This window comes from Mesorhizobium sp. WSM4841 (genome assembly GCF_055811515.1).
Genome location: NZ_JBVVQC010000002.1, coordinates 105577 through 118545, shown reverse-complemented (window position 1 = coordinate 118545; position 12969 = coordinate 105577). Strand labels below are relative to the sequence as shown.

11 protein-coding genes are annotated in these 12969 nt (G+C 63.9%); all 11 read left to right on the top strand.

What is annotated here, in order from left to right; genetic code table 11:
* Window positions 1–78: 78 nt before the first annotated feature.
* The 11 genes from AC0L14_RS02580 to AC0L14_RS02530 all read left to right on the top strand — a co-directional run bounded on the left by AC0L14_RS02580 (window position 79) and on the right by AC0L14_RS02530 (window position 12894).
* Window positions 79–1926, top strand: coding sequence for a DNA polymerase III subunit gamma/tau (locus AC0L14_RS02580; RefSeq protein WP_473483928.1), 1848 nt, complete (start codon window positions 79–81; stop codon window positions 1924–1926).
* A gap of 83 nt (window positions 1927–2009) precedes the next feature.
* Window positions 2010–2333, top strand: a complete 324-nt coding sequence (locus tag AC0L14_RS02575) for a YbaB/EbfC family nucleoid-associated protein (protein WP_023802083.1) — start codon at window positions 2010–2012, stop codon at window positions 2331–2333.
* A 261-nt stretch (window positions 2334–2594) separates the two neighbouring features.
* The gene (locus AC0L14_RS02570; RefSeq protein WP_473748562.1) at window positions 2595–3506 is read left to right on the top strand and encodes a cell wall hydrolase; all 912 of its coding nucleotides are present in this window, start codon (window positions 2595–2597) and stop codon (window positions 3504–3506) included.
* A 274-nt stretch (window positions 3507–3780) separates the two neighbouring features.
* Window positions 3781–4386 carry a recombination mediator RecR gene (gene recR / locus AC0L14_RS02565; protein WP_023802085.1) on the top strand — a complete coding sequence of 202 codons (606 nt, stop codon included), beginning with the start codon at window positions 3781–3783 and terminating at the stop codon, window positions 4384–4386.
* Between the two features lie 169 nt (window positions 4387–4555).
* Window positions 4556–5830 carry a lytic murein transglycosylase gene (locus AC0L14_RS02560; RefSeq protein ID WP_473748695.1) on the top strand — a complete coding sequence of 425 codons (1275 nt, stop codon included), beginning with the start codon at window positions 4556–4558 and terminating at the stop codon, window positions 5828–5830.
* 223 nt (window positions 5831–6053) lie between these two features.
* Entirely contained in the window at window positions 6054–7697 is a 1644-nt protein-coding gene (locus tag AC0L14_RS02555; protein ID WP_473748561.1) for an ABC transporter substrate-binding protein, read from the top strand.
* A gap of 18 nt (window positions 7698–7715) precedes the next feature.
* Complete coding sequence (locus AC0L14_RS02550) at window positions 7716–8783, top strand: ABC transporter permease (protein ID WP_473483915.1); 1068 nt, start codon at window positions 7716–7718, stop codon at window positions 8781–8783.
* The gene (nikC, locus tag AC0L14_RS02545; protein WP_473483912.1) at window positions 8780–9700 is read left to right on the top strand and encodes a nickel transporter permease; all 921 of its coding nucleotides are present in this window, start codon (window positions 8780–8782) and stop codon (window positions 9698–9700) included. The genes AC0L14_RS02550 and nikC overlap by 4 nt, the downstream gene beginning before the upstream one ends.
* The gene (locus tag AC0L14_RS02540; RefSeq protein WP_473526090.1) at window positions 9697–10545 is read left to right on the top strand and encodes an ABC transporter ATP-binding protein; all 849 of its coding nucleotides are present in this window, start codon (window positions 9697–9699) and stop codon (window positions 10543–10545) included. The genes nikC and AC0L14_RS02540 overlap by 4 nt, the downstream gene beginning before the upstream one ends.
* Window positions 10542–11288, top strand: a complete 747-nt coding sequence (locus AC0L14_RS02535) for an ABC transporter ATP-binding protein (RefSeq protein ID WP_473526089.1) — start codon at window positions 10542–10544, stop codon at window positions 11286–11288. Before AC0L14_RS02540 ends, AC0L14_RS02535 begins: the two co-directional genes overlap by 4 nt.
* A gap of 328 nt (window positions 11289–11616) precedes the next feature.
* On the top strand, window positions 11617–12894 hold the full coding sequence (locus AC0L14_RS02530) for a 4-aminobutyrate--2-oxoglutarate transaminase (protein ID WP_473748560.1): 1278 nt from the start codon (window positions 11617–11619) through the stop codon (window positions 12892–12894).
* Window positions 12895–12969 lie beyond the last annotated feature (75 nt).

The window sequence follows — 12969 nt, the reverse complement described above, 5'->3', positions numbered from 1 at the left end:
CGGCGCTAAGCCCTGCGGGCGAAACTATGCGCAGGAATCGGCCGCCTGCAGGCGCGGCCCTTGGAGCTTTACGGGCGAATGAGCGAAGCCGGAAATTCGGGAACGGAAAAGGCCGCCGCCTATCGCGTTCTGGCGCGCAAATACCGTCCTGCAAATTTCTCCGAACTGATCGGCCAGGAGCCGATGGTCCGCACCCTCACCAACGCCTTCGCCACCGGCCGGATAGCCCAGGCCTGGATGCTGACCGGCGTGCGCGGTGTCGGCAAGACGACGACGGCGCGCATCCTGGCGCGGGCGCTCAACTACAGGACCGCTGCCGTCGACCAGCCTTCGGTCGATCTTGCGGTGCTGGGCGAGCATTGCCAGGCGATCATGGAAGGCCGCCATGTCGATGTCATTGAGATGGACGCCGCCTCGCACACTGGCATCGACGACATCAGAGACATCATCGAGCGCGTGCGTTACGCGCCGGTATCTGCGCGCTACAAGGTCTACATCATCGACGAAGTGCACATGCTCTCGACCCAGGCCTTCAACGGCCTGCTGAAGACGCTGGAGGAGCCGCCGCCGCACGTCAAATTCATCTTCGCCACCACCGAAATCCGCAAAGTTCCGATCACCGTTTTGTCGCGCTGCCAGCGCTTCGACCTCAGGCGTATCGATGCCGGCACGCTGGTCGCGCATCTCTCCTCGATCGCCGCTAGGGAAGGCATTGCCGTCGACGACGACGCGCTGGCCATGATCGCCCGCGCGGCCGAAGGCTCTGCGCGCGATTCGCTGTCCATTCTCGACCAGGCGATCGCCCATGGCAGCGGCGCGGTCAGCGCCGAAGCGGTGCGCGCCATGCTCGGGCTCGCCGACCGCGCCCGCATCGTCGACCTGTTCGAATATGTGATGAAGGGCGACGTGGCGGCCGCACTGGCCGAATTCCGCAACCAGTACGACACCGGCGCCGATCCGGCCGCGGTGCTGACCGACCTTGCCGAGTTCAACCACCTCGTCACCCGGTTGCGCTTCGTGCCGACCGCGCTCGAGGACGCCTCGCTGTCCGAGGACGAGCGACGACGCGGCGCCGATTTCGCCAAGGCGCTGTCGGTCAGGGTGCTGTCGCGGACCTGGCAGATGCTGTTGAAAGGCATTCCCGAGGTGCAGTCCTCCAACCGGCCGGTCAGTGCCGCCGAAATGGTGCTGATCCGGCTGGCGCATGCCGCCGGCCTGCCGACACTGGACGAGGCGCTGAAATCGCTGGAGGGCGGAGCGTCGATGCCGGGTGGAGCGCCACGCTTGAATGGTGCGCCGGCAAGCTCTGGACCGGCAAGTCCCGGCCCAGCAAATTCTGGCCCCGCAAATCCCAGCAACGGCGGCGCCAGCGCCGTGGCGCAGACGCGGATGCCAGCGGCCAATGGCGGCGCGCAGACGATGCGGCTGGTCGAACCCGAGCCGATGCCTGCGGCTTTCGTTCCGGCGCCGGAGCCGGTCGCGGATGCGCCGGTGCCGGTGCCGGTGAAGTCGCTGGCTGACATCGTCGCCCTTGCCGACGCCCAGCGCGACATGGCCTTCAAGGTGCTGGTGAAGCGCTGCGTGCGCCTGGTGCGCATCGAGCCGGGCCGCATCGACGTCAGCTTGACCGATGACGCGCCGAAGATGCTGCTCAACGATCTGACCGCCAAATTGCGCGCCTGGACCGGCCGCAGCTGGCTGGTCTCGCTGTCAAAGGAAGAGGGCGGCCAGACGCTGGCCGAGATGGAATCGACCAAACGCGAAAACGCGCTCCTCGATGCCAGGAGCGACCCGACCGTCGCCGCCATCCTGGCGCGTTTTCCCGGCGCCAAGATCATCGACGTGCGCATTCCCGACGCACCGGAAGCCGATGCGGTGGAGGCCGAGGTTCCGATCGAGCCGGCCACAGACGACGACGAAACCTAAGCATGATCCCGAAAAGTGGGAGCCGGTTTTCGGAGAAGATTATGCTCAAACAAGAAACCAGATCAATCGTAGAGGACCACGCGATGAAAGATCTTCTCGGCCTGATGGGCAAGGCGAAAGAAATGCAGGCCAAGTTCCAGGCCATGCAGGACGAGATCGCCACGTTGGAAGCCACCGGACAGGCCGGCGGCGGCCTGGTCAGCGTGACGCTGACCGGCAAATTCGAGATGAAGTCCCTGAAAATCGACCCGTCGCTGTTCAAGGAGGACGAGGTCGAGATTCTGGAGGATCTGCTTCTCGCCGCCCACAATGACGCCAGGGCCAAGGTCGAGCAGATGATGCAGGAAAAGACCCAAGCATTGACCGCAGGACTGCCGATACCGCCGGGAATGAAGCTGCCGTTCTAAGGTGTGTTGATAGCTATGCCGGTCGACTGAGCCCATTGCTCCAGCCTTGGGGAAGCCCCTCCTGTGGAGATCCTAAGATAGGATCCATGCCGTTATAGTGGCCATGGAGTGCCATGCCGCGATCCGGCGGTCGCTTGCTCCACCGGTGTGTCCATTCGGCAACTCCGCACACTTAATAACGCTTTAGCCATCTTTTTGCCTGAAAGTGTCTCATTCTTGCCGCAACCAGGGGCGGGCTGGCGACAAAATGAGGGGATATCTTTGATCGCGACCCGATGGAAGACGCCGTTGCTGCTCGGCGTCATCACCTCTCCGCTGTTTTTGGCCGCCTGCAGTCAGACCACGCACGGCCTGTCCGTGGCCAGCCTGACCGATGCCGTCGGGTCCCGGCCCTACAGCCACACAGCGAAGGACAAGGAGTGCCTCCAGCGCGCGATGTTCTTCGAATCCAACCGGTCGAGCCGTGACGGCATGATTGCTGTCGGCACGGTGGTCATGAACCGGCTGCGCTCCGGCAAGCACGGCAACACCATCTGTGAGGTAGTCGGCGAGCGTGGCCAGTTCGCGCCGGGCGTGATGACACGGCGGATGAATTCGAAGGCGATGCCCGATGTCGAGGAAGCCGCCGAGGCGGTGCTCAAGGGCGAGCGCAAGGCCAAGCTGAAGAACTCGATGTTCTTTCACACCGCCGGCCTGCGTTTCCCCTACAAGAACATGCACTACACCATGGTCGCCGGCGGCAACGCCTTCTACGAAAAGCGCGGCCGGAACTGGAAACCGTTGCCGGACGAGCCCACGGTCGCCATGGCACAGTCCGCACCGCGGAATTCGGCGCGCGCCGCACCGGTGACGCTCGTGGCCTCCGCGGCGCCGGCCGCCAAGCCAGAATTCGCCAAGGCAACATCCACCAACGCAACCTATGTAACCGCGGTCGCATCGCAACCAGCGGTCCCCAAGAAGGCGACGCCGGAGAAGGCGACCCTTGTGGCGATGCAACAGCCGATGCAGGAGCCGGACGCCGCCCGTTTCGGCGGCACCGCCAGTGCGCGACCGGTCACGTCATTCCCGGCGGCGCCGGCCGAGCCGACCATGTCGTTTGAATCGACACCCGAGAACACCGACGCCATTGGCGCGATGATCGCCGGCCAGGGCAGGCCGCTGGAAGCCTACTGAGGCGATCGATCGTCGACGTCGGCGCCGCCCCTCATCTGCCTGCCGGCATCTTCTCCCCGTGGAACGGGGAGAAGGGGCTGGCTGCAACCTTGGCACCTTTCCTGCGCGCTTGAGATTGGCGAAATCTTTTGCGAAGGCGCCCTTCTCCCCGTCACTATACGGGGAGAAATGCCCGGCAGGGCAATGAGGGGCAGCGCAAACCTGAGCGATTGTTTCGTGGCAGCCGCGCCGCAGGAGTGTTCCAAAGCGTGCGGAAAAATCATAAACCGATGCGATGTCGAAGCGAATCGCCGGTCCCGAGATCGAACGCCTGATCCAGCTTCTGGCCAAGGTGCCGGGGCTTGGACCCCGTTCGGCCAGGCGAGCAGCGCTTCACCTCATCAAGAAGAAGGAGCAGTTGCTGTCGCCGCTGGCCGCCGCCATGAGCGAGGCGGTCGACAAGGTGCGCATCTGCTCGACCTGCGGCAATGTCGATACATCCGACCCCTGCATGATCTGCACCGATCCGCGCCGCGACGCCGGCACGCTCATCGTCGTCGAGGACGTGGCCGACCTGTGGGCGCTGGAGCGGGCGGCCGCCATGAATGTCCGCTATCACGTGCTCGGCGGCTCGCTGTCGCCGCTTGACGGCATCGGCCCCGAGCAGCTCAACATTCGCTCGCTGGTCGACCGCGTCGCCGGTGGCGAGGTCAAGGAGGTGATCCTTGCCGTCAACGCCACGGTCGAGGGCCAGACCACCGCGCATTATCTCACCGATCAATTGTCCGGCTTCGACATCAAAGTTACGCGGCTAGCGCATGGCGTGCCGGTCGGCGGCGAACTCGACTATCTCGACGAAGGCACGCTGGCCGCCGCGCTGCGCTCGCGGACGGCGTTTTGAGGAAGGGGGGCCTATTGAGATGATTGCATTCCGTCGCGCCCCCCTCTGTCCTGCCGGACATCTCCCCCACAAGGGGGGAGATTGGATGTCATCTCGGCTTTTGCCAATCTCCAACGTTGTTGAACAGGCGCTGTCCGCGACGCTGCCGATCTCCCCCCAAGTGGGGGAGATGTCCGGCAGGACAGAGGGGGGCGCGACGGATCGCGACCTTCGCAAACTCAGCTTTGCATTTCTTCTGGTCGCACTAATCACGCTCCTCGCCACCCCCGCTTCCGCCGCAAAAATCGACGACCAGTTCCACGCCTGGCTCAGCAGCGATCTCTGGCCGGAAGCCAGCGCCAAGGGCATCTCCAGAAAAACCTTCGACGCCGCCTTCGACGGCCTCAAACCGAACCTCAAACTGCCCGACCTGGTGATGCCGGGCAAGAAGGCGACGACGCCGCAAAAGCAGCATCAGGCCGAGTTCGGTTCGCCCGGCGCCTATTTCGCCGAAAAGACGGTTCGCGCCGTGACCGCCGGTGGGCGGACGCATGCGGCGGCCAATGCCGGGACGATCGCCGCGATTGAGAAGCGCTACGGCGTGCCGGGCGAGGTGCTGCTGGCGATCTGGGGTCGCGAGAGCGGCTTTGGTGCGGCGAAGATGCCTTACGATGCGTTCGAGGTGCTAGGCACCAAGGCGTTCATGGCGACCAGGAAGGACTTCTTTCGCACCGAGCTCATGGCAGCACTCGAGATCGTCGAGCGCGGGCTGGCCCCGGTTGGGGCGATGAAATCGTCCTGGGCAGGTGCACTCGGCCAGCCGCAGTTCATGCCGAGTTCGTTCCTCAGACATGCCGTCGACTTCGATGGCGACGGCCGGGTCGACATCTGGAACTCGGTGCCGGACACGCTGGCCTCGATTGCCAACTATCTCGTCCACTATGGCTGGGTGAAGGGCCGCGGCTGGGGCTTCGAGGTGACAGTCCCGGAAGCGGTCTCCTGTTCGCTCGAAGGGCCGGATCAGGGCAAGAGGATTTCCGAGTGGGCTGATATGGGCATCGAACGTGCCACGCCAAAGCCGTTTCCGGCGCGCGAGTTGAAGGCCGAAGGCTTTCTTTTGATGCCGGCCGGGCGCAGCGGTCCGGCCTTCATCGTCACGCCCAATTTCTACGTGCTGAAGCAATACAACACCAGCGATCTCTACGCCCTGTTCATTGGTCATGGCGCTGACCGCATCGCCCACGGCGACAGCAATTTTTCAGGGCGTTGGGGCGCGGTCGGCGGGCTCCACAGGTCTGATATCTCCGCCTTGCAGCGGGCGCTGGAGGCCGAGGGCCACGATGTCGGCAGCGCCGACGGTTTGCCCGGTTTCAAGACACGCCGGTCGATCGGCAAATGGCAAGCGAAGAACGGTCGCGCCGCCACCTGTTTTCCAGACGCAGACCTGGTGACCGCGTTGAAATAGCTGCACTGCGGGTGTCGCTTTCGGCGATGCTGGCTGCCTGATCTGGTCCAACAAACAGCTTTGCAAATGCTCGTTGCCGCGCCTGAAACCGCCAGATATGGTGAGGCCGAACTGGATAAAAATCACCAAGACGACCGGTTCAGGGTCACCGTTCGATTTGGCAAGTAAATGCCAAAACCCTGAGCCGGGAACTCAGGTCAACAAAAACAGGGAACAGGTACAAATGATGATGGAAAAGTTTGCTCTACGCTCCCGCATCTTGCTCGCCGGCGCAGCCATGTCCGCGTTGCTTCTGGCCGGTGCGCCTGCCCTTGCCGTCACGCCGGCCGACACGCTGGTCGAGGGTTTCGCGATCGACGACATCATCTCGATGGATCCGGGCGAGGCGTTCGAGCTGTCGACCGCAGAGGTCACTGGCAACACTTACGATCTTCTTGTCCGCCTCGATCTCAGCGATACCTCCAAGGTCAAGGGCGATCTCGCCGAAAGCTGGACTGTCTCCGACGACGGCCTGACCTACACCTTCAAGCTCAAGCCCGGCCTGAAATTTGCCTCGGGCAACCCGATCACCGCGGCGGACGTCGCCTATTCGTTTGAGCGCGCCATCAAGCTCGACAAGAGCCCGGCCTTCATCATCGGCCAGTTCGGCATCAATGGCGACAACGTCACCGAGAAGGCCAAGGCTGTCGATGACACGACGTTCCAGTTCACCGTCGACAAGACCTATGCGCCGAGCTTCGTCCTGAACTGTCTGTCGGCAACCGTCGCCTCGGTCGTCGACGCCAAGCTGGTCAAGGAACATGTCGCCGCGGTGACGCCGAGTGCCGACTACAAATACGACAATGACTTCGGCAATGCCTGGCTGAAGACCGGCTATGCCGGCTCCGGCGCCTTCAAGCTGCGCGAATGGCGGGCCAACGAGGTCGTCGTGATGGAGCGCAACGACAATTATCACGGCGAAAAGGCCAAGCTTGCCCGCGTCATCTACCGCAACATGAAGGAAAGCTCGGGCCAGCGCCTGGCGCTGGAGGCCGGCGACATCGACGTTGCCCGCAATCTCGAGCCGAACGACCTCGACGCCATCGCCAAGAACGCCGATCTCACCACCACCAGCGCGCCGAAGGGCACGGTCTTTTACATCAGCCTCAACCAGAAGAATCCGAACCTCGTCAAGCCCGAGGTTCGCCAGGCCTTCAAATATCTTGTCGACTATGATGCCTTGAGCTCGACTATCCTCAAGGGCATCGGCGAGATCCACCAGACCTTCCTGCCGAAAGGCGTGCTTGGCGAGCTAGACGAGAATCCGTTCACCTTCGATCTCGCCAAGGCCAAGGAACTGCTTGCCAAGGCCGGCTTGGCCGACGGCTTCAGCGTCACCATGGACGTACGCAACACCCAGCCGGTGACCGGCATGGCGGAATCGTTCCAGCAGACGCTGGGACAGGCCGGCATCAAGCTGGAGATCATTCCCGGCGACGGCAAGCAGACGCTGACCAAATACCGCGCCCGCAACCACGACATCTATATCGGCCAGTGGGGTCAGGACTACTTCGATCCGAACTCCAATGCCCAGACCTTCGCCAGCAACTCCGACAATTCGGATGAAGGCAAGACCAAGACGCTGGCCTGGCGCAACGCCTGGGATATTCCGGAGTTGACCAAGCAGACGGAAGCGGCGTTGCTCGAGAAGGATGCTGCCAAGCGCGCCGCAATGTACCAGGACCTGCAGAAGAAGGTCCTCGAAACCAGTCCTTTCATCATCATCCACCAGCAGCTGGAAGTGGCCGGCCTGCGCAAGAACCTCAAGGGCTTTGAGCTCGGCCCGAGCTTCGACACCAACTTCGTCGGCCAGATCTCCAAGGAGTGATGCCGGCGGACGCGCCGCATGAGCACGGTTGATAGCGAAGCGACGGCAGGGCGCGACAGCGCCCGTGCTGTCGCTGTCGCGTCGGCGATCGCCCGCTTCCTGGTCATCGCGATAACCACCTATCTCGGTCTTCTCGCGGTGACCTTCTTCATCGGCCGGGTGATCCCCATCGATCCGGTGCTGGCGGTGCTCGGCGACCGAGCGCCGGCCAATGTCGTCGAGCGGACGCGCCGCGAGATGGGTCTCGACCTGCCGCTGATCGAGCAGTTCTACATCTATGTGAAGAATGCCCTGAACGGCAATTTCGGCACCTCGGTGCTGACCACCAACCCGGTGATGACCGACATTCGCCGCGCCTTTCCGGCGACGATCGAGCTGGCGACGCTGGGAACGCTGATCGGTGCATTGCTTGGTGTGCCGCTCGGCGTGCTGGCTGCGGTGCGGCGCGGCAGCATCATCGACCAGATCGTGCGGATCATCGGCCTGGTCGGCTATTCCGTGCCGATCTTTTGGCTGGGACTGCTGGCGCTCGTGCTGTTCTATGCCAGGCTGCAATGGGTGGCTTTTCCCGGCCGTCTCGACATTGTCTACGAATACACCTTCACGCCGATCACCGGCTTTTATCTCTTGGATGCGCTGTGGCAGCGGCAGTGGGATGTGTTTCGCGATGCCTTCCGCCACATCATCCTGCCGGCCTCGCTGCTTGGCTATTTCTCGCTCGCCTACATCAGCCGGATGACGCGATCGTTCATGCTGAACGAGCTTGCCCAGGAATATATCGTGGCGGCGCGCGCCAAGGGCCTGTCGGAAACACGCATCATCTGGGGCCACGCGCTGCGCAACGCGGCGGTGCCGATGGTCACCGTGATTGCGCTCTCCTATGCCGGCCTGCTCGAAGGCTCGGTGCTGACCGAGACCGTGTTTTCATGGCCGGGCATCGGCCTCTACATCACCAATTCCCTGCAGAACGCCGACATGAACGCGGTGCTCGGCGGCACCATCATCATCGGCTCGGTTTTCATCGGCATCAATCTCCTGTCGGACCTGCTCTACCGGGTGCTCGACCCAAGGACCAAGGTACGATGAGCGCAGAAGCGATACAAAGCCGTCGCGACTGGCTGCTCAGCGAGCGGCCGGCTTCGCGCATGCAGGCAAGGCTCGGCCGTGCCTATGTGGCGTGGCGGCGCTTTTCCGCCAACCGGCTGGCGTTTCTCGGCCTGCTCATCATCATCGCTTTGCTGGTGGTCGCCGCCTTTGCCGATGTGCTGGCGCCCTATTCGCCAACATTCGGCGACCTCAAGGGCTCGCGGCTGCTGGCGCCAAGTGCCGAGCACTGGTTCGGCACCGACGACCTCGGCCGCGACATCCTTTCGCGCGTCATCTTCGGCTCGCGCTGGACGCTTTACGTCGTCATTCTCGTCGCCATCATCGCCGCCCCTATCGGCCTGCTGGTCGGCACCGTCGCCGGCTATGCCGGCGGCTGGATCGATGCGATCCTGATGCGCATCACCGACATCTTTCTGGCGTTTCCGAAGCTGATCCTGGCGCTGGCATTCGTCGCGGCACTCGGCCCCGGCATCGAGAATGCGGTGCTCGCCATCGCCGTCACCTCCTGGCCGCCTTACGCGCGAATTGCCCGTGCCGAAACGCTCACCGTGCGCAATTCGGATTACATCAAGGCGGTGCAATTGATGGGTGCTTCGCCGTTCCGCATCGTGCTGCGCCACATCATGCCGCTCTGCATCTCGTCGCTGATCGTCAGGGTGACGCTCGACATGGCCGGTATCATCCTGACCGCCGCCGGTCTCGGCTTCCTCGGCCTCGGCGCGCAACCGCCACTGCCGGAATGGGGCGCGATGATCGCTTCGGGCCGCCGCTTCGTGCTCGACCAATGGTGGGTGGCCGGTGCACCGGGCTTTGCCATCCTCATCGTCAGCCTGGGCTTCAACCTGCTCGGCGACGGCCTGCGCGACGCGCTCGACCCCCGAAGCGGCGACCAATGAACGGCGACCCAACGAGCACCCTGCTGGAGGTCGACGATCTGCGCGTCACCTTCCCGACGCGCACCGGCCGGATCGAGGCGGTGCGCGGCGTTTCCTTTTCGCTCGGCCGCGAACGGCTCGGCATCGTCGGCGAGAGCGGTTCCGGCAAGTCGCAGACCGGCCGCGCCATCATGGGCCTGACCCCGCCGCAGGCCGAGGTCACCGCCAGGAAACTTGCTTTCGACGGCATCGACCTGCTCGCGGCCTCGCCCCGCGACCGCCGGGCGCTGCGCGGCAAGCGCATCGCCATGATCCTGCAGGATCCGAAATATTCGCTCGACCCGGTGATGAGCATCGGCCGACAGATCGTCGAGACGCTGCGCACGCATGAGAAGGTCGGCCAGGCGGAGGCCCGCGACCGCGCGCTCGCCATGCTGGAGGCGGTGCAGATCCGCGATCCGGCCCGTGTCTTCGACCTGCATCCGCATGAGGTGTCGGGCGGCATGGGCCAGCGCGCCATGATCGCCATGATGCTGATCGCCGGGCCTGAAATGATGATCGCCGACGAGCCGACCTCGGCGCTCGATGTCACCGTGCAGCTCGACGTGCTCGGCATCCTCGACCGGCTGGTCAGCGAGCGCGGCATGGGGCTGATCTTCATCTCGCACGATCTGCGCCTGGTCTCGTCCTTCTGCGACCGGGTGATCGTCATGTATGCCGGCAAGGTGGTCGAGCAGCTCAAGGCATCGGAACTCGGCCGCGCCCAGCATCCGTATACGCGCGGCCTGCTCAACTGCATGCCCAAGATCGGCGCCGACCGTCACCCGCTGCCGGTGCTCGACCGCAGGCCGGAGTGGGCGGCATGACATCAGCGCTTTCCGTCGACAGGCTGGAGGTGATCTTCGACCGGTTTCGCGCGCTGAAGGGCGTCAGCCTCGAAGTGCAATCCGGCGAAACCTTCGGCCTGGTCGGCGAATCCGGCTCCGGCAAATCCACGCTGCTGAGGGCGATCGCCGGTCTCGCGCCGGCCGCTTCGGGCAGCATCACCGTCAACGGCAAAAAACTCGGTGCGCGCCGCGACAAGGCCTTTTATCGCGAAGTGCAGATGGTCTTCCAGGACCCTTACGGCTCGCTGCATCCGCGCCAGACCGTCGACCGCCTGCTGCAGGAGCCGCTCGCCATCCACGGCTTTGCCGATAGTGAGAAGCGCATCCAGCGGGCGCTGGATGAGGTTGGCCTTGGAACCGGCTTCCGCTTCCGTTATTCGCATCAATTGTCGGGCGGCCAGCGCCAGCGCGTGGCGATTGCGCGTGCCCTGATCCTCGAACCGTCGATCCTGCTGCTCGACGAGCCGACCTCGGCACTCGACGCCTCCGTGCAGGCCGAGGTGCTCAACCTGCTGGAGGAGATCCGGCGGCGGCGCAAGCTGACCTTCCTGATGGTCAGCCACGACCTCGCCATCATCACCCATATGTGCGAGCGGCTGATGGTGATGCAGAACGGCGAGGCGGTCGAGCACCTCACCGCGAACGACCTCGTCGAGCGCCGCGTCAGCAAGGATTATACGCGCAATTTGCTCAGGGCCAGCGAGGGGTTTGTCAGGGCTTAGAGTATCTTTTATTCCATATGTCGCATTCCTTGGCGCCCCCCTCTGGCCTGCCGGCCATCTCCCCCACGGGTGGGGAGATTGGCCGCCACCACTGATTTCGCCAATCGCGAACGTTGTAGAAGGAGCGCCGTCGACGAAGCTGCCGATCTCCCCCCTTGTGGGGGAGATGGCCGGCAGGCCAGAGGGGGGCGCGAAGGAACACGACCTTAACGGCGGCAGGCCCAACGAGCCGGCGACGGTGCCAACTTGAGGAAAACGTGAAATAAGGTCAGAACAATTCCCGGCAGTCATCCAAACGAGAACGGGCGCCGGCCCGGCGAGGGACATCATGAAGAATTCAGCCATTTCCGAACGCAAGAACCAGTCGATTTCACGCGGCGTCGGCGTGACCACGCAAATCTATGCCGACCGCGCCGAAAATTCGGAAATCTGGGATGTCGAAGGCCGCCGCTACATCGATTTCTCCTCGGGCATCGCCGTCGTCAACACCGGCCACCGCCACCCCAAGGTGATCGAGGCGGTCAAGGCGCAGCTCGACCGCTTCACCCACACCTGCCACCAGGTGGTGCCTTATGAGAGCTATGTCAGGCTGGCCGAACGGCTGAACGGCATGCTGCCGGGCAAATTCGACAAGAAGACGATCTTCGTCACCACCGGCGCCGAGGCGGTGGAGAACGCCGTCAAGATCGCCCGCAATGCCACCGGCCGGCCGGCGGTCATCGCCTTCGCCGGCGGCTTCCACGGCCGCACCTTCATGGGCATGGCGCTGACCGGCAAGGTCGTGCCCTACAAGGTCGGCTTCGGCGCCATGCCGGCCGATGTCTTCCACGCGCCGTTCCCGGTGGCGCTGCACGGGATCTCGGTCGCCGATTCGCTGGCCGCGCTCGACCGGCTGTTCAAGGCCGATGTCGATCCGGCCCGCGTCGCCGCCATCATCGTCGAGCCGGTGCAGGGCGAGGGCGGATTTTACGAGGCGCCGCGTGAGTTTATGACGGCGCTGCGCAAGATCTGCGACCAGCATGGCATGCTGTTGATCGCCGACGAGGTGCAGACCGGCTTTGCCCGCACCGGAAAGATGTTCGCCATGGATCACCACGAAGTGGCGCCCGACATCACCACAATGGCCAAGAGCCTGGCCGGCGGCTTCCCGCTGGCGGCGGTCACCGGCCGCGCCGAGATCATGGATGCGCCGAACCCAGGCGGGCTCGGCGGCACCTATGGCGGTAGCCCGATCGGCGTCGCCGCGGCGCATGCCGTGCTCGACGTGATCGAAGAGGAAAAGCTCTGCGACCGCGCCAACACGCTGGGCAACAGGCTAAAGCAGCGTTTGCAATCGATCCGCGACGACACGCCCGAGATCGTCGATATCAGAGGCCCCGGCTTCATGAACGCTGTCGAGTTCAACGACGTGAAGAAGGGCTTGCCGTCGGCCGAGATCGCCAATGCAGTCCGGCTGAAGGCGCTCGACAAGGGCCTGATCCTGCTCACCTGCGGCGTCTATGGCAACGTCATCCGTTTCCTGGCGCCGATCACCATCCAGGACGAAGTCATGAACGAAGCGCTCGACATCCTGGAAAGCTCGATCCGCGAGGTCCGCGCCGCCTGACCCTCGTCTGCTCCGGGATGTGATGAGATTCAGGTCAGGCCGCGCCGAGAATGGTGGGTTCCGAGAACCGGAACG